Below are 16,777 nucleotides of genomic sequence, written 5' to 3' on the forward strand. Positions count from 1 at the left end.
CCACTCAAAAAATGCTGAACCTTCTTCCGTCACTCCTAAAACCCACGATCGAAAACGCTTTAAAAACAGAATTTTACAAAGATACCTGGACTCCATTCCAATCCGTGCTGGAGGGTGTAAGAAACTCGTCGTCCGAGGATCAGGTACAAGAGCTGTTTCAAGGATTACCCTTTGTATCCAAAGATGAAATCAGAGCGGCTGGCGACAATGCCCGAGTGCTTGACGGCCAGCTCATCGAAGAAAGCCTCACAAGCGGATCGACGGACGCACCGTTCGTGTTCGCATTCGGCCAAAGAGAACGAGCGGCTGAGGCGACGTTCTACAAGTCCTTCTGGGGAGATTCCTTGGATCGCGAGAAACGCCGTATCGTCCGGCTCATGGACCCGCAAACCACCGTGGAAAAGCGATCGTTGACGCCGACACGTTTCCACGACGTCAGCCTGTACAAGCGAGGAAGCTTTTCCTACTTGCTCGACCACGTGATCTCACGCACCTGGCGTGAAGATCAAGTGGAGGACACTGTCACCGCCATATCCGCATCGGAACGCGTTCTTAGGGCCTTCACTGAGGCAGCCCGTGCGCGACATCCAGACGGTTTCGAGAGTCCGATTCAATACTTGTACACATCTTCCTCCCCGCTTACGCCGGAGGCGCGCACGGATTATGAGACATTCTGGGGCGGCCACGTTATAGACCGTTACGGCCTGTCCGAAACCTTCGGGGGTGCGACGCAGTATTCGGACGGCTGGTACATGTTCGACCCGACCCTTTTCCCCGAGGTGGTTTCAGCGGACACCCGAACGCCCCTGAAAGAAGGGGTAGGCATGATGGTCCTGACGCCGCTTTTCCCGTTTCAAGAGGTCCAGCCGCTAGTCCGATACTGGACCGGCGATGTCGTTGAGGTGACGCATACGCGGTCGAGCCTGCCTGGAAGGCTGGCCATACGCCCTCTAGGAAGGGCATGTGATGGACTTTTTGACGAGACGCGCAAGACCTGGGTTTTGACGCCAGACATAGTGTTTCGCGCCCTGGAGGACCGTATGGACATAGACCGGGCGCCGATGTTCCTGGATAGCCGTCAGGTGGTCGACCACTACCGCGTGGGTTTGCCGCTGAGACGGCTGACACGCGCCGACGACGCAGGCGGACAAATCATTCGGCTTTATGTCTCGGCCAAGGGCGAGCCGAGCACCCGCCGCGCGACTTTGACTTCGATCGAAAACACGATCCGCAGCCTCGCGCCAGACTGCTCGGACGAAAGTCGTTATAGATTCGAAGTCAAGCACTCGGACGACCCTGAAGGCCAAGCTGATGCGGCTGGCGAATCGGTACCGTCATGACTCGGTGAGCCGGGCCGGTGCACGTCGGCGGCTCGACAGAAAGCGTGACTTGGCGAGCCGGCATGCGACCGTGACCATCGGATTGGTCGCGTTCGCAATATCGAATTTGGCGCTTTGCGCCAGCAGCATGCATGCCGCGGAAGCCTCAATTTCAAACTCCGCCATCAGCCACCGCAGCATCTCGGAGGCGGAATACCGCAACGCCATCTCCAGCGAGCGTGCATTGCCGACAACCCAGATCCAGTCGCCGTCCTCGCCGCGCGGCCACATCACCTGCCGTCCTTTAATGACATTCACGGCCAGGACGACATCGACCGAAACCTCGATCCCCGCACCGCAAATCTCCCCGTCGCCCTGCGCGGCATGACCGTCGCCCAGATACAACATCGCCCCCGGCTCAAAGACCGGCAGATAAAGCGTCGAGCCAGATCCAAGGAGGGGTGAATCCATATTGCCGCCATAGCGCCCAGAGGTTCCGCACCAGATCGACTGACCCTTGTCAGGAGCAACGCCGATACATCCCAGCATGGGCGACAGAGGAACGGCGAGCTCGACCGCGGCGCCGGATGCCTGAGCAGGCCTTGCGACCCCTGCGGCCTTGTCAATTATCCAGCGATTGGTCCGCCGCGCCGGCATGATATCGGCGATATCAGGATCGACTATGCTAGGAACCGGAGTATTCTCACTTGTTCCATAATCCCTGTTGGGCGAGATAGATTTCAACTCGACGACGAGCGTATCGCCCGGTTCCGCGCCGGCAATCGAAAACGGACCGGTCAGTGGGTTGTCGCAACGCGTGAGTTGGTGCCCGTCCGCATCAACCCCATAGGCGTCTACGCAGTGTGTTTCTAGGACCATGCCCGGATCAAGCGTCATGACGGGCGGGTGCCCGCCAAAACGGTCATGGAACTGATCTGCTCTAAAGTACTGTCTTCCCAAGACGCACCACTCCGTAAACGGCCACTAGACACACCCGCTTCGATTTGAAGCACGTGCGCCTTGAAAACTCTAGCATGAGCCCCATCAGGTTGAAGGCTCAATTTCAGACGCCTGGGCCCAGTGGCATTGCCCCGGCGTCTTCGAGTGGAAAGTGGCTTGAACAAGCATCTGGGGGCTGCATGAAAACGTGACAGGCCCACACTGTGGCAAGTGTATGGTGCGGCTAACGAATTCTGTTCAATCTTTAATGGACTGAGCCAGGGGGGCACACGCGATCTTATGTTCCTTTCCGACGGTGACTAGGCTTTGTTGGCGCGCTTCGCATTCTGGTATCGCGCTCGGACATTGACAATAAAAAGGGCACCCCGAAGAATTCGAAATGATGGTTTTCGCCTTGTTTCGAGAGTATTCCCTTGGACGGCTTGATCCAACTCGTGGCACAAGGATTGAGGACACTAACTTTCGGGAGTACGGATGGGCTGGTTCTTTAAGGAGAACATCGCAACACGCGTCTTCAACGATCTGTCCCGAATAGAGAACAACAGCGCGTTCACACACTTTTTTGATCAGAGACATGTCATGGGTTATAAAAAGGTATGTTAGTCCAGAATTTTCGCGGAGCTTATTGAGCAACTCAAGGATGGCAACTCGATTCAGAGCGTCGAGACCGGTCGTTGGCTCGTCGAGGATCAAAAGCTCTGGTTCAGTTGCGAGAGCCCTAGCGATTGACACTCTTTGTTGCTGACCTCCGCTCAGTTCGCTGGGCTGTCGGTCGATAAATCGCTCGTCAAGATTAACAAGTTCGAGGAGCTCCAAAGTCCGTCGTCGACGCTGTTTTTTGTTCATCCGGTAGTGTAGTTTCAATGGTTCTCCCAGAGTTTCTTTGACACTCATGCGTGGGTTTAGCGATTCACTTGGGTGCTGGAACACTATCTGCATGAAACGCCTTAGGCGACGCAATTCAGATGGTTTTAGTCGGCCGAGGTCGTGGCTCTTAAAGAACACTGAACCGGAAATTGGTTTGATTAAGCCCGCAATGGCCCGGGCAAGAGTTGTTTTTCCGCTTCCACTTTCGCCGACCAACGCCACTGACTCACCCTTTTGAAGTCTTATCGACACGCCATTCAGCGCTCGAATACTGCGGCCGCGCCTTATCGGAAAATCGCAGATGAGGTCTGAGGTGTACGCGAGCGGAGGCCTTGCTTCTCGCGAATTTAAGTGTTCGACCTGACCCACTAGAATTCCTTATTTAATGACTCTTCCGATGGTATAGCAGCTTCGCGATGAGCTAAAATACAGCGAACAGATTGGTGTAACGCGACCTTCGCGACGGGAACTGGCATCTTGCAATTTTCAGTGCGCCAAGGACACCTATACTGGAATTGGCAGCCAAGTGGTCGGTTCAAAAGGTCAGGAGGCGGGCCGTCAACTTTCAAACGTGGATGTGTTACTAGCGTCAGCGCATCAATTAAGCCTCGGGTGTATGGATGACATGGCTTTTCGAGTACAGTGGTTGTTGGGCTTTCCTCTACTACTTGTCCTGCAAACATAACTGCCACCTTGTCTGCAAGACGCGCAACTACACCCATATCATGCGTTATTAGCCAAACAGAGGCACCCGAGTCTGTGACAAGTTCGTCGATTAAGTCAAGGATGTCTGCTTGGAGAGTTGCGTCTAGACCTGTCGTTGGTTCATCTGCAATCAAGAGGCTTGGTTTGGAAATCATAGCAATGGCGATAATCGCTCGCTGAGCCATCCCTCCGCTAAGTTGGTGTGGGAAGCTGTGATGGCTTTCCGCTCCCTTTGGAAAGCCGACAGCCTGTAGCTGTTCTATGGCTCTACTCAAGGCTGCGCGTCGGCTAACGCGCTCGTGCGCTCTGATCATTCTGACTATTTGATCCCCTAATGTCAGGAATGGATTCAGCGCCGATACTGGATTCTGAGAAATGATTGAGATTTGACGTCCGCGGATCCTTCGCAAGTGTTGAGCATCGGCTTTGACTAAGTCGTCACCTTTCCAAAATATCGACCCGTGCGTGATGCTTGCGGCTTCTGGCAGAAGACCCATAGTGGCCCATGCAGAGATCGATTTTCCTGCACCAGTTTCTCCGATCACACCAACAATTTCTGACGAACAGATCGATAAATCAAATCCATCGAGCAGTTTAATCTGCTTCCCCGCTTGATAAACTGAAACCTCAAGATCACGTATTTCGAGAAGCGGGACCGGCGTAGTCCGCTCGCTTGGCTTCATTTTGTTATCCTCCCGGCAAAAAAGTCACCCAAAACTGAAAAGAACAAAACAGTAAGACAAAGTGAGGCGCCTGGAAAAGCAACGACCCACCACTCTCCAGTAAGAATGTAAGGAGCACCCTCAGAAATCATGGCACCCCACTCTGGCGTCGGTGGAACCAGCCCGGCGCCCACAAAGCTAAGCCCAGCAGTAATAATTAGGGCCCATCCAATGTTAACCGAAGTTTGTGCAATCACCGCTCCTAAAGCATTTGGCAGAATGTGCCGAATGATTACATTTGCATCTGAGTTGCCGATGCAACGAGCAGCCTCTACAAACGCGCGGCCACGTAGCGACTGTACTTCCGTGCGCAACAAGCGAGTGAAGATGGGGATGTTCAAAACCACTAAGATGAAAATAACTGTGATTAGATCTGGGCCAGAGAAAGACGCTATGGCAATGGCAAGAATGAAAGGCGGAAAGGATTGAACAAAATCAAGGGCTCGCAATGCAACTGTAACAAGTGGGCCACGATAGTATCCAAGAGCCGCGCCCAATGGCAGAGAAACAATTAGCCCCCCGAGGACTCCAGAGACTGCGAGCAGAATGTCAAGCTGTGCTGCATACAGAACGCGCGAAAACACATCGGCACCATAACTGTTGGTTCCAAACCAATGATCCGCGCTTGGTGGTTTGAGAACATCAAGGGGAAAGGGCTTGTAAGGGTCAAAAGGCGCTAGAAGCGGTCCGAAAACGACAATCCCGATCAAAGTGATTGCTACAATGGCGGGAAGTATCATTTCGCGCTTGACCGGAGAAAGAGCGCACATCCGCTTAAATAAGTTGAATAGCTTTACACCACGTTCAATCAAGCGAAACCCTCGGATCGATTGCTACGTTGATAAGATCTACAATCAAGTATACGGCCATCGTAAACGATGCGGTCAAAAGGACAAAACCTTGGATTGCTGCATAATCTGAGTTCAAAATAGCCTGAACTGCATACTGACCTACCCCACCCCACGAGAATACTTTCTCCATTAGAACAGCACCTCCGAGGAGATATGCAAACAGAATGCCGCAAAGTGTTACAATTGGAGGGAGTGCTGCTCGAACTATGTCAAACAAGATGGTTGTTTCTCGCAGTCCACACGCGCGAGCATATCGGATGAACTCAGCCGTTCGGGCGTCGTCTGTAGCTGCCCGAGTAACTTTTCCAACCATGGGAGCGAGCACAAACCCAAGTGTAAGTACCGGGAGTGTGAGATGACGCAAAGCTACGTAGAACAGGTCGAAGCGGCCCTCAATAAGAGTGTCGATGGTAAGAAAGCCTGTGACCCATACGACCGCTTCTCCAGACGGGCCCATGCGCCCAATCGGTGCTGGCACCCAGTCTAGTAAGAAATAAAAGAGATAAATGGCAAATAGTGCGACAAAGAAATCTGGCAAAGAGCCGGCAAAACGAATGTAAAGACTTGCAGTGCGCTGGAAGACGGACTTACGACCAATTGAAGCGTATAACCCACATGTCAAGCCAAGGAATATGGCGACTAACATAGAGTAGAAGACCAACTCCATTGTGGCTGGCGCACGTCGTAAGAGCTCGTTCAGCACTGGTTCACCCGTGAACCACGATCGACCCATGTCTCCACGATACAGGTTCTCCAGATATATGACGTATTGCTCGATCAATGGTTTGTCGAGGCCCATTTGCTGTCTTAGGCTTTGCACGCCTGCCGGACTTTGGTGGGGCCCAAGTAGAATTTTTGCTGGATCTCCAGGCAAGAAACGCACGAGCAAAAATGTGAAAACAGAAATCGCCAAGAGTTGCGGAGCGAGTGCAAGAAATCTCCGCGCGACGTACCAAGTCACGCTCGTGTTTCTTACTCTAGCTCTCCAGAATGTAATCATTCGATAAGACAGATCCTGTCGCCTGGTATTTTTTCGCATCATAGCGTTATCGCGAAAACAGCCTATAAACCACTAACCGATGTTTGGGCACTTACCTGACGCCCCAAAACTAGACCGTTCTGGCCCGAAACCTTTCATCCAGAACCCCGTGTAGGAGGAGGAGGGAGGATACAAGGATCACAAATCGACGCGGGAGTTGGGGTTCATGCGATGTCGACGCATGTTCCCAATAGATGGGAGATTAAGGTCTATCTGCGAATGTCAATCAGGGTTACATCAAATAGATTAGGTGTATCCCAAGCAACTCCCGTGACATTTGGTGCAGTAATCAGTTGCCAGCCAGGTTCAGCTAGCCAAACCGAATTGGCGTCTGAAACAACCATCAGTTCCTGTATTTCATGAAAGAGTTGTGAGCGCTGCATCCGATCAAGAGTTTCGGCCGCCGCCGCCAAGCGTTCATCAACCGCCGAGTTGCAATAGTTCGAAGCATTCAGGAAGGAGCCACACGGGTAGTTCAATGCAAGTGCGTATCCGGCATCTGGAAGGATCGGAAACTCGCGCATGAAGAACGCTGGAAAGCTTCCGCTATAAAGCTCGGACGAATACGCTGCAGGAGACATCTCGTTCAATGTCACGTTTAACCCGACAGCCTCATAGGCATCTTCAAGAATAATGGCTGTATTTCGCTGAACGTCGTCAGATGCAGAAAAGTTGATCGTAAGCTCGGCTCCCACCGCGCCGGCCTCTACGATGAGCCGTCGCGCTCTATCAGGATCGTACTCATAAACATCAAGCTGGATAGCTCCTGGATATGTAGACGGAACTGGACCATAGCTAGGCTCTGCAGAACCGAAAAATACGCCTTCTAGGATATCCGCTTTTGGTGTTGCGTGGTTAAGCGCTCGCCGGACAAGTGGATTGTCGGTTGGCTCTACTTCATTGTTTACATCCAGCCGAAAAAGGCTGTTTCCGGCTGTAGCCCATACTTTGAGCCGCTGACTATTCAGAGCTCGATCTACTAGAAACGGGGGCAGTCGATCCGCAACGTGTACGTCTCCTGACAAAACAAGTGCAAAGCGGTTAGATGCTTCAGGCACTTCCCGATAAACGATGCGGTCAATTTTTGCGGCATCGCGATAATAGCCATCAAAGCGATCTAGCACTACTCGTTCGCCGGGCGTAAACTCTGTGAGGAGGAATGCACCATGACCAGCCCCGTTGGTTGCGAGCCATTCGCGAGCCCAAGGATCGTTTTCCGTGGAGTGACGTTTTGCCTCTTCAGAGTCGAAAATATCTAGATCGTTGTTAACAAATAGTAGTTCAAGCAACGGGTTTGCAGTCGGAGTACTGATCTTCCATGTGTACCTATCAACTACTTCCCACGAAGGCTCGGCGATACCGAGTATGAATTTGGCGTAGAACGCGCCCACTGCATCAAGGGCCCACTGGCGGTCCCAAGTCCACTGTACGTCATGTGCCGTCAATTCGTTGCCAGCATGGCTCATCACGCCTTCGCGAAGCTTAACAACGAGAGTGCGGCCACCATCCTCTAGCGACCAACTTTCAGCGAGTCTTCCTTCAATCATGTCTAGGGAGTAGTCAGGTAGCGAGAGCCCATGTTCATTTGCGGCGCGCCCTAGCGCGAATAGGCGTTCGTAAATCGCGTGACGTATCTGATGATCTTCGTGTGCAAAGTTGTAGTCGTGATCAATGCCGTTAGGAGTTTTTACCGCTGCTACGACCAAGGTATCGGTGCTATCCTGAGCATGGCTTACTAGAGGCGCCAATAGCATGAACCCCGTGAAAAAATTCAAAAAAACTTTTTTCATGATATCTCTCTCAGTTTTTTCGAAGATGCTGCTTTCGATTTCTCTTCAAAGGTAACTTAACCAAAAACAGGGCTAGGACAATCTTCAAATCTGTATGCCCGCTTGGGAAACCGGCGTCCCGCACCAGATCCATTGCTCTTTTTCCGCAGCAACGTTGATACACCCGAGCATCAGGGCAAGCGAGATCCCGGATTCTTCCAGATACACCAGCGGCTGTGCCCGATAACTCGGGCGCATGCAAGCCTCCAGCAAATTTTCCAACGCGCGCCGAGTCTTACATTATTCGGTGAGTTTAAACACCGTCAATTTTCCACATTCTGAACCGCCCCTGCCCCGTCACCTCGCGGATCAAACCGGCTGCCTCCATCCATGCCACATTGCGCTGAACGGCGGCTCGACTGGCTCCGGTCATGGCTTCAGCCATTGGTGCGGAAACCAAGGGCCACTGAGAGAAAGCTTTTCGCAAGGTCACAGGCGTGCGGCCAGACAATTGCGCCATGACGCTTTCTGCCCGCCCGGTCCACGCCTCGATGTCGTCAAGTGTTCGCATCGCCGTTAGAATTGCGCCGTTCATCCCATCAAACCAGCGGACCAAGCGTTCCGTTGGCAAGCCCGAGGCACGCAGCCCCCCTGCCCCGCCCATGGCGAGCGGTGCGAAGATGGCACCGCTTCCGTCGCTTGCCGCGATCCTGGACGCGGTGACGGCGGCTTCCATCTGGTCGCCGTGCTGCCCGAGGCCCGCCAGGCTCCAGAGATGAAAGCCCATGCAAGCCCGCGTGATTGGATGTAAGTCGCCCGCAGCAGCCATGACATCCAGCCAACCGCCCGCGCGATCTTCGAAACGCTCTGCGCTGTCTTGAATGTTCTCGGGATCGCGGCGATCTAGGAAAGCGGCCAAGTCAACCTTCGGTCCGGGACCGCCTGTCAGGCGTCGAACAGCCCATCCAACTCTTGCTAGGGCATTTGGGTCATCCTGTGCGCCTGACAACCGCATCGATACCCAGAGCGCCAGGCGATCAGAACTCACCCGATCCCCTGTGAACCAGCTGAGGTCCGCCGCCTCGATCAATGCGAGGCGATGCCGCCAGCCTTCCGGGCCGCGCAGCAGTCGGTCATCCAGAGCACCTAGGCGTCCAGCGACCCGTGCCAGTCTCGCAGCGTGAACGCCTTCTGCCTTTGCCCAGTCTTCGATGACAGCGGTGTCGGGCGGTTCTGACCGTGGCCCGGGTGGCAAGTCATCCGGTTCTTCTTCGAGTGGTTCCGGCAGGAACCAGAGATCGTCTTCGTGAGCCTCATCATCCCCCTCGACTGTGATGAGGGGGTCGTCAAAGTCATCAGTCAAAGTAGATGTTTGTGATTTCATATGTCCAAAATACTGTAATTTTGCACATTACCCAAGCGTTTTTGTGGCCGTTGCTTGCGCCCTTTATTTGGTACGCGCGCGCGACTGCCGGCGGAACCTCTCAGATCGCGCTCAGCGCACGGAAACCAAGGGATTGTGCGCCAGCTCGACGAGAGAACACTTGCTTGCATTGGTTTACAAACGGTCGTTTATTGGCGCTATATGAAACTGCAAAAAGACTGTTTTGATGCCATTGATAGGCTATGCGCGCGTATCCACAGAGGATCAAACCCCCCTGCCCCAGTCGCAGGCCCTGAAATCTGCGGGTTGCGCCGAAATCTATGAAGAGCACGCCTCAGGCGGCAATCGTGCGCGGCCGGTGCTTGGGCGTGTGCTCGAACGCATCCAGAGTGGCGATACGCTGGTCGTCGTGAGGATCGACCGGCTTGCGCGGTCTCTGTCGCATCTGCTGGAAGTGATCGAGCGGCTGGAGGCCAGGGGTGCGTTCTTTCGTTCCATTCAGGACCCGATCGACACCGGGTCCCCGCAAGGCAAGTTCACGCTGCAGGTTCTGGGCGCCGCGGCCGAGTTCGAGCGGGCGCTGATCCGGGAACGTACCAAGGCGGGGCTGGCGAGCGCCCGTACCAAGGGCCGGGTCGGCGGGAACCCTGGACTGCGGGCCAAAGACCCTGCTGCTCTTCGCAAAGTGCGGCTGGCGCGACAAGACGGCTACATGGAGCGTCTGAACGAGACGGCACAAGATTGGGTGCCCCATGTGCGCCGGTTGCGACCCGACTTGGCCTGGGAAGACGTGGTGCGCATCATCAACGGCCCATTGCCCGAGGCGCGTCGCTGGACCCAAAGCCGTCTCGTGCGCGCTGTGAATGCCTATGTCCGCGACGGCTTCCTGCCGGCCGAGGTGCTGGCCCGCGCCGGGCGCCGCGAAACCGACGACCGTCTGCCCGCCATCGTCGCCGGCATCAAGGGCGCGGACCCCGACATCACGCTTCAGGCGATCTGTACCCGGCTGGAAGCGATGCGCGAACGCACACCACGCGGGCGGACAAGCTGGCAGCCTTCTTCGGTCAAGATGCTACTGGAGCGGGCTGAGAGGCTGGGGCTGCTCGATTGAGATTCCCGAGAATCGCCCATCCGATTCTGCCGACTGATTTCTGTACGCACTCACAATACATCTTGTGGTCACTACGTAGTTGGCAACGAGGTGTTGAAGTAGAGCGAGAGCGCAGTCGCCCAAGACGCTGATTTTTAACAGTTTACCGTCGACAGAAATCGGTGCCTTCAACGCCCCCAGGCCGCTCAACGGTTTGGTCTGGATTTATCCACAATATCTGTTAAGCTTTGCAAAACAATAAAGACTTGAGGGCAGTGATGAACGGGATACGGGCCTCCCAGAGATTTGAAGTCATGTCCAAGCGGCTTGGTAGTCGGTTGCGTGAACATGCGCAGGAAACCTTCCCACCAGACGCTCAGAAGGGCCTCCGCCGCTTCGCCATGCGGGAAGCGGCTGAACTTCTTCGCATTAATCAGAACACCTTCCGCCATCATGTGTCAAACCTCGAAGGCTTCCCCGAAGGTGTTCTGGAGGGCGGCAACCGCCGTAGCTTCTCTGCAGAGGAGATGGTCGAGGCACAACGCGTACTTCTCGAGACTGGAAGGATCAAGCCAGAAGAACACCCGCACAGAAGACCGGGAGAGGCTTGTCAGGTCTTGACGATCTTCAACCTGAAGGGTGGTTCGGCAAAGACGTCATCTGTTGCCCATGTAGGACAACTACTGGGTCTGCGCGGCTACCGGGTCTTGCTGATCGACCTCGACAGCCAGGCAAGCCTGACAAACCTGTTCGGGGTTACTCCCGAGCTCGATCCGGATATGCCGACTTCATACGATCTTATCCGATCCGATGATCCACTGCCCGCAGCAGAGATCATTCGCAAAACGAACTTCCCGACCGTGGATCTGATCCCGGCATCCATGGACATCATGGAGTACGAGTTCGAGGTCGCCCTGAGCTTCAGACACGGCGCCACCACGTTCCATAGCCGCATCCGGGAAGCGCTTGAGCCCGTCCTCAACCGATATGATGTGGTGATATTTGACACCCCGCCGCAGCTGAACTTCTCGGTAATCTCTGCCCTCTTTGCATCGACCGGGGTCCTGATCCCGCTCAACGCGTCGATGCTCGATGTCATGTCGCTGGCGAGCTTTCTGGGCATGGCGAGCAACCTGATGGGCGTCGTCGAGGCACACGCCCCGGAACATGGACTGAACTTCGTGCGCGTTCTGATCACCCGCTACGAAAATACGGATGGTCCGCAGGTGCAGATTTCATCTCTGCTTCGGACAGTCCTCGGGGATGCCGTGCTGTCTGCCGAGTTCCTGAAATCAACAGCCGTGGGTGATGCTGCGAACACCCAGCAGAGCATCTTCGAGGTCGAACCTCGCGACGTGAATCGGAGAACTTACGAGCGCGCGATCGAGTCCGTCTCGCGCGTGACCGACGAAGTCGAACGCGAAATCCTGAAAGCATGGGGGCGTAGCCATGGCGCGTAAAGTCTTCGGGGACTCACTCAAGAACGCGATGGGCAAAACGCCGCCTTCGGACGAGGATCTGGATGTGAAGCGAACGAGCCCGACCGTAGCTCGCGCACAAGCATCCGTGCTCGAAGAGGATAAACACGCCACGCGGCTGATCGACCCGACCGCCATACGGATGTCCGCGGTCATGGACCGCATCGATCCAAGCGATGGTCTGGATGAGCTTGTCTCGTCGATCCGCGAGCACGGTCAAAAGGTTCCAGTGCTGGTTCGCCGAACCCAGGACGGTGCGCTTGAGATCGTCTATGGACGCCGTCGGCTTCTCGCTTGTCGCCAACTTGGTCAGAAAGTGCGCGCCACGGTCATGGAGATGACCGACGAGGAAGCTCTCATTGCCCAAGGCGTAGAGAATAATGCGCGCCAAGACCCATCGTTCATCGAAAGGGCTCTGTTTGTCGCCGGGATCATTCGAGAACTTGGGAAAACCGACGAAACGCGCAAAAACGCTCAAACGATCGCGTATCGGGCACTTCAGATCGATGAATCGCTCGTCTCGCGGATGAACCGTATCGCTACGGGCATCCCGATGGAACTGATCCAGGCTATCGGACCTGCACACGGCGTTGGTCGACGGGTTTGGGAAAAGCTTTTCAGGCTGTGCGAGAAAGACGTCGCGAGAGCCCGAGAAGTTGCCGGCGAAATTCCTCGCAACATACCGGGCCCCGACCGTCTCGAAGCGGCGGTTACCTTGCTGACAGCCACCAAACCGTCGACGCAGAAGACACATCCCAGCGAGCGCGTGAAGATCGGCCGAAAGGGCAACCGCATCACCATCGATGTGGACGCTGATCTTGTCCCTCGCGTTGAGGAGGCAGTCCGAAAACTGGTCACGGAGCTTCTTGACCGCGGTCAAGACAGGCCAGAGTGACGACCCCGTGTCTTGACCGCGGTCAAGACATCAAAAGCAACGAGCAGAAAACGAAAGGAGGACCGGCTAGAAAAAGAAAGACCCCCCGAAAGCGGTGCTTCCGAAGGGCCTCAATCAGTCTCGACACCTGATTGATACCCCCAAAACGAATCGATTTCAACACCGCTCGCGGTGAACGGGGAAGCTTTTTCTTCCGAAACACCATGAGACATGCAACTGAAACAACAACCGCCCTGGCGGAACGGACATCTCTGCCCTGCCCTAACCCCTATGAGCTTCTGGGCCCGGTTCGCGTTCTGAGGAAGGAGCTCGGTCTCACAACCAATGACCTCGCCGTTCTGACCGCGCTCATTAGCTTCCTACCCCGCAAAGAACGTGAGATTCAGGACAGCCAGCGACTTACGCTCACTGTCGTGTTCCCATCGAACGCTTCTCTGTCTAAGCGCGCCAATGGACTCGATGAGAGAACACTTCGACGCAGCTTGGGACGACTCTCAGCTGCTGAACTGATCGAACGCAAGAACTCAGCAAATGGCAAACGCTTTCCGCTGCGGTATGGAGGCGTTATCAGAGATGCCTTCGGTATCGACCTGAAGCCCTTAATCCAGAGGTACGGCTCGCTCGCGACGCAAGCCTTGCAACTCACCGAAGAACGCGAGCGCTTGCGCTCACTGAAGGCTGAGGCGTTGGCCCTACGAGCTTCGCTACTCCAACAGACACGCTTCGATGAAGCAAAGCTCTCTACCCTCAACATGATCAGAAATGTCCTGCGTCGAGCAACATTAACCGTTGATGCAGTCCTGAGCGTTATCTCGGAACTTAGAGCCCTCGGAGCCGATACCGACGCAAGCTACGGTGAACACCATGCCACAGGAAAAGCTCGTACCGAAGATAATTTACAAGCTGTCGAACACCGACCTCATACACCAAGTTCCAACGATCTGCCCGCCACAAACGGACAAAATGTCCGGCACATAGAGTCTATAAAAAAAGATATTAAAAAGATTGCTCCCTCTACGGTCAATCGCGGTGAACAACCCGCACAAGCCAAACCCACGATGAACCGAGACCCAGCACGCATGGCATGGGAAGACTTCACCCATGTTGCGGGATTTTTCCCAGATCCGCCGCGTACAGGAGAAGCCCTCACCCGCATTCTATACGACCTCGGTCGATTGCTTAGAATAAGCCAAGACGAACTGCGGCATGGCATCCAGAAAGCTGGCGCGGGAAAACTGCTTCTCGTCTTCGACTACCTGATAGCAAGAGCAGACACGATCAAACACCCTGACGCCTATTTCGAAAGGATCCTACGCACACAACTTGCTCCCACATGAACTTCTTGACCGCGGTCAAGAACGATCATGAGAGGGAAAGGAGTGTTGGTTTGAGGGTGACGGGAAATGAGATCGGGAGAGTGGCTTCCGACGCCCGTCGTGGAGAAGATCTGATGACCAAAGCCGTCCAGAAAATCACCCTGTCCCCTTCGCGGGATATCCCTTTCGACAAGCTGGTGCTGAGCCAGTCCAATGTGCGGCGCATCAAGGCTGGCGTGTCTGTCGAGGAACTGGCCGAAGACATCGCTCGCCGCGGTCTGTTGCAGAGCCTAAGCGTGCGGCCCGTCTTGGCTGACGATGGGACCGAGACCGGCAAGTTCGAGATCCCGGCCGGTGGACGGCGGTTCCAAGCGTTGTCCCTGCTGGTGAAGCAGAAGCGTTTGGCAAAGGCGACACCCATTCCCTGCATCGTGCGGGATGCTGCGTCCGACATCCTCGCCGAGGACGATTCCTTGGCCGAGAACATGCAGCGCGTCGCCCTGCACCCGCTCGACCAGTTCCGCGCGTTTGTGTCCCTCCGCGACAAGGGTCAGAGCGATGCAGAGATTGCTGCGGCCTTCTTCGTGACGCCACAAATCGTGAAGCAGCGCTTGAAACTCGCCTCCGTCGCCCCTGCACTGCTTGAGGTCTATGCCGAGGATGGCATGACGCTGGAGCAGCTCATGGCCTTCACCGTGAACCCCGATCACGCGCGTCAGGTTCAGGTCTGGGATGTGATCCATTCATCCTGGAACAAGGAGCCATTCCAGATCCGGCGCATGCTGACCGAGACCTCGGTCCGGGCGTCCGACCGGCGCGCGATCTTTGTGGGTGTTGAGGCCTACGTAGCGGCGGGCGGCACGATGCTGCATGACCTCTTTCAGGGCGATGACGGTGGCTGGCTCGAGGACCCTGCCCTGCTCGATCGGCTGGTGACGGAAAAACTCCAGGCCGAGGCTGAGACGGTTGCGGTTGAGGGCTGGAAGTGGATCGAGGTCGCGCTTGACCTGCCCTACGGCTACAGCCACGGGCTGCGGTCTCTGTCTGGTGATCCGGCACCGATGACGGATGACGAAGGTGCAGCTCATGCCAAGCTGCTCGCCGAGTACCGAGCGCTCGAGGAGGAATACGCGGATCAGGATGACATCCCCGACGAGATCGACACGCGGCTTGGCGTATTGGAAACGGAGATGGAAAAGATCGAGACCCGGCCGTTGATCTTCGACGCGGAGGAGATCGGGCGGGCAGGGGCGTTCGTCACGCTCGACCGCTACGGCGCGCTGGCCGTCTATCGCGGCTATGTGCGCCCAGAGGATGAGCCCGTTGAGGAGACCACGGTCCAGGATGGTACGGATCCAGCGGTGGCGGGGCAGGGGGATGATCGTGATCTCACCGATGGCCATGGCAGTGCCGCTCATGGCGGAACCGACATCATGTCGGGTGGCCAGCCGATCGGAGCTGACTTGCCGGAGGATGAGGACGACGGCGCGCTGAAGCCGCTGCCCGAGCGGTTGGTCATGGAGTTGACGGCCCACCGGACGCTGGCGCTTCGTGAAGCGATCGGGCGCTCGCCGGATGTGGCGCTGACGCTGCTGCTGCTGAAGCTCGTCACGGACACCTTCCGCACCTCCTCTGCTTCAGGAAGCTGTCTCGAGGCATCCGTGCGTCAGGTCTACATGTCGGCGCAGGCGCCCGATCTGAAGGACAGCGTGGTGGCAAAGCTGGTCGACGAGCGTCACGCGGAATGGGAAGCCGATCTGCCGCTTGGCGATGATGCGGCACTCTGGGACTATCTGACGATCCTCGACCAGGGCAGTCGGCTGGCCCTGCTGGCGCATTGCCTCAGCTTCGGCGTCAACGCGCTGCATGAGAAGGTGAACCCTTACGGGGCAGGCATCTCCGCTGGGGGTCTGACCCGGCGTATGGCGCATGCCGATCTCGTGGCGCGTGCCACAGGTCTCGACATGTTCGAGGCGGGCTGGGAGCCGACGGTGGACACCTATCTCAACCGCGTGCCCAAGGCGCGCATCCTTGAGGCCGTGCGCGAGGCGAAAGGGGAGGGGACTGCCCAACTCCTCGATCACCTGAAGAAGAGCGAGATGGCCAGTGAGGCCGAGCGCTTGCTGAAGGGCAGCGGCTGGTTGCCCGAGGTCCTGCGCCGGAACGATCTCGTGGCGCTACACGGTGAGGACTGTGCCGAAGGGCTGGGGGCGGATGCCGAAGTGGCTGACAGTGTCAGTGAAGCTGACCTTCCTGCATTCCTGACGGATGACCTGCCTGCTGAAAGCGCGTCGATGCTGGCCGCGGAATAACGTGATCCACTGGGGGGCGGAGATTCCGCCCCCAATCACCCTATAGTGTAACAATATCAATAAGATGAGT

General features: G+C 56.0%; 14 protein-coding genes. 6 read left to right on the top strand and 8 right to left on the bottom strand.

From position 1 onward, the window contains the following. The first annotated feature begins 11 nt into the window (after nt 1-11). Nucleotides 12-1,340: a hypothetical protein gene (locus tag FGD77_RS02765; RefSeq protein WP_255006157.1), complete on the top strand. Its 1,329-nt coding sequence runs from the start codon at nt 12-14 to the stop codon at nt 1,338-1,340. Here the strand turns inward: FGD77_RS02765 and FGD77_RS02770 are convergent. The 8 genes from FGD77_RS02770 to FGD77_RS02805 all read right to left on the bottom strand — a co-directional run bounded on the left by FGD77_RS02770 (nt 1,335) and on the right by FGD77_RS02805 (nt 9,616). Beyond that, nucleotides 1,335-2,279, bottom strand: a complete 945-nt coding sequence (locus FGD77_RS02770) for an acetamidase/formamidase family protein (protein WP_255006159.1) — start codon at nt 2,277-2,279, stop codon at nt 1,335-1,337. The genes FGD77_RS02765 and FGD77_RS02770 overlap by 6 nt on opposite strands. Nucleotides 2,280-2,516: 237 nt before the next feature. Beyond that, nucleotides 2,517-3,515, bottom strand: a complete 999-nt coding sequence (locus tag FGD77_RS02775; RefSeq protein WP_369682678.1) for an ABC transporter ATP-binding protein — start codon at nt 3,513-3,515, stop codon at nt 2,517-2,519. Next, nucleotides 3,515-4,534: an ABC transporter ATP-binding protein gene (locus FGD77_RS02780; protein WP_255006161.1), complete on the bottom strand. Its 1,020-nt coding sequence runs from the start codon at nt 4,532-4,534 to the stop codon at nt 3,515-3,517. Before FGD77_RS02780 ends, FGD77_RS02775 begins: the two co-directional genes overlap by 1 nt. Next, nucleotides 4,531-5,385: an ABC transporter permease gene (locus tag FGD77_RS02785; RefSeq protein WP_255006162.1), complete on the bottom strand. Its 855-nt coding sequence runs from the start codon at nt 5,383-5,385 to the stop codon at nt 4,531-4,533. Before FGD77_RS02785 ends, FGD77_RS02780 begins: the two co-directional genes overlap by 4 nt. Further along, nucleotides 5,378-6,466, bottom strand: a complete 1,089-nt coding sequence (locus tag FGD77_RS02790) for an ABC transporter permease (RefSeq protein ID WP_369682679.1) — start codon at nt 6,464-6,466, stop codon at nt 5,378-5,380. The genes FGD77_RS02785 and FGD77_RS02790 overlap by 8 nt, the downstream gene beginning before the upstream one ends. 206 nt (nt 6,467-6,672) lie before the next feature. Further along, on the bottom strand, nt 6,673-8,253 hold the full coding sequence (locus FGD77_RS02795) for an ABC transporter substrate-binding protein (protein ID WP_255006164.1): 1,581 nt from the start codon (nt 8,251-8,253) through the stop codon (nt 6,673-6,675). Nucleotides 8,254-8,337: 84 nt separating this feature from the next. Then, nucleotides 8,338-8,490, bottom strand: coding sequence for a hypothetical protein (locus FGD77_RS02800; RefSeq protein ID WP_255006165.1), 153 nt, complete (start codon nt 8,488-8,490; stop codon nt 8,338-8,340). A 55-nt stretch (nt 8,491-8,545) separates the two neighbouring features. Further along, nucleotides 8,546-9,616, bottom strand: coding sequence for a helix-turn-helix domain-containing protein (locus tag FGD77_RS02805; protein ID WP_255006167.1), 1,071 nt, complete (start codon nt 9,614-9,616; stop codon nt 8,546-8,548). Between the two features lie 226 nt (nt 9,617-9,842). Between FGD77_RS02805 and FGD77_RS02810 the strand changes: the two genes are divergently transcribed. The 5 genes from FGD77_RS02810 (at nt 9,843) to FGD77_RS02830 (ending at nt 16,707) form a co-directional block, all read left to right on the top strand. Further along, nucleotides 9,843-10,727: a recombinase family protein gene (locus FGD77_RS02810; protein WP_076695122.1), complete on the top strand. Its 885-nt coding sequence runs from the start codon at nt 9,843-9,845 to the stop codon at nt 10,725-10,727. Between the two features lie 293 nt (nt 10,728-11,020). Then, nucleotides 11,021-12,166 (top strand): plasmid partitioning protein RepA, encoded by a 1,146-nt coding sequence (gene repA, locus FGD77_RS02815; protein ID WP_161489483.1) that lies wholly within the window; start codon nt 11,021-11,023, stop codon nt 12,164-12,166. Further along, nucleotides 12,156-13,079, top strand: coding sequence for a ParB/RepB/Spo0J family partition protein (locus tag FGD77_RS02820; protein WP_076695120.1), 924 nt, complete (start codon nt 12,156-12,158; stop codon nt 13,077-13,079). Before repA ends, FGD77_RS02820 begins: the two co-directional genes overlap by 11 nt. Before the next feature lie 131 nt (nt 13,080-13,210). Next, complete coding sequence (locus FGD77_RS02825; protein WP_255006170.1) at nt 13,211-14,416, top strand: helix-turn-helix domain-containing protein; 1,206 nt, start codon at nt 13,211-13,213, stop codon at nt 14,414-14,416. A gap of 113 nt (nt 14,417-14,529) precedes the next feature. Further along, a complete protein-coding gene (locus FGD77_RS02830) occupies nt 14,530-16,707 on the top strand; it encodes a ParB/RepB/Spo0J family partition protein (RefSeq protein ID WP_255006171.1) in 2,178 nt (725 codons plus the stop codon). Nucleotides 16,708-16,777 lie beyond the last annotated feature (70 nt).

Origin of the sequence: Roseovarius sp. M141 (genome assembly GCF_024355225.1) — a bacterium.
Lineage (GTDB): Bacteria > Pseudomonadota > Alphaproteobacteria > Rhodobacterales > Rhodobacteraceae > Roseovarius.

Coding starts and splice junctions, on each gene's coding strand:
- FGD77_RS02820 (WP_076695120.1), top strand. CDS start 12,156: ATGGCGCGTAAAGTCTTCGGGGACTCACTCAAGAACGCGATGGGCAAA.
- FGD77_RS02790 (WP_369682679.1), bottom strand. CDS start 6,466: ATGATGCGAAAAAATACCAGGCGACAGGATCTGTCTTATCGAATGATT.
- FGD77_RS02795 (WP_255006164.1), bottom strand. CDS start 8,253: ATGAAAAAAGTTTTTTTGAATTTTTTCACGGGGTTCATGCTATTGGCG.
- FGD77_RS02800 (WP_255006165.1), bottom strand. CDS start 8,490: ATGCGCCCGAGTTATCGGGCACAGCCGCTGGTGTATCTGGAAGAATCC.
- FGD77_RS02780 (WP_255006161.1), bottom strand. CDS start 4,534: ATGAAGCCAAGCGAGCGGACTACGCCGGTCCCGCTTCTCGAAATACGT.
- FGD77_RS02765 (WP_255006157.1), top strand. CDS start 12: ATGCTGAACCTTCTTCCGTCACTCCTAAAACCCACGATCGAAAACGCT.
- FGD77_RS02805 (WP_255006167.1), bottom strand. CDS start 9,616: ATGAAATCACAAACATCTACTTTGACTGATGACTTTGACGACCCCCTC.
- FGD77_RS02810 (WP_076695122.1), top strand. CDS start 9,843: ATGCCATTGATAGGCTATGCGCGCGTATCCACAGAGGATCAAACCCCC.
- repA (WP_161489483.1), top strand. CDS start 11,021: ATGTCCAAGCGGCTTGGTAGTCGGTTGCGTGAACATGCGCAGGAAACC.
- FGD77_RS02830 (WP_255006171.1), top strand. CDS start 14,530: ATGACCAAAGCCGTCCAGAAAATCACCCTGTCCCCTTCGCGGGATATC.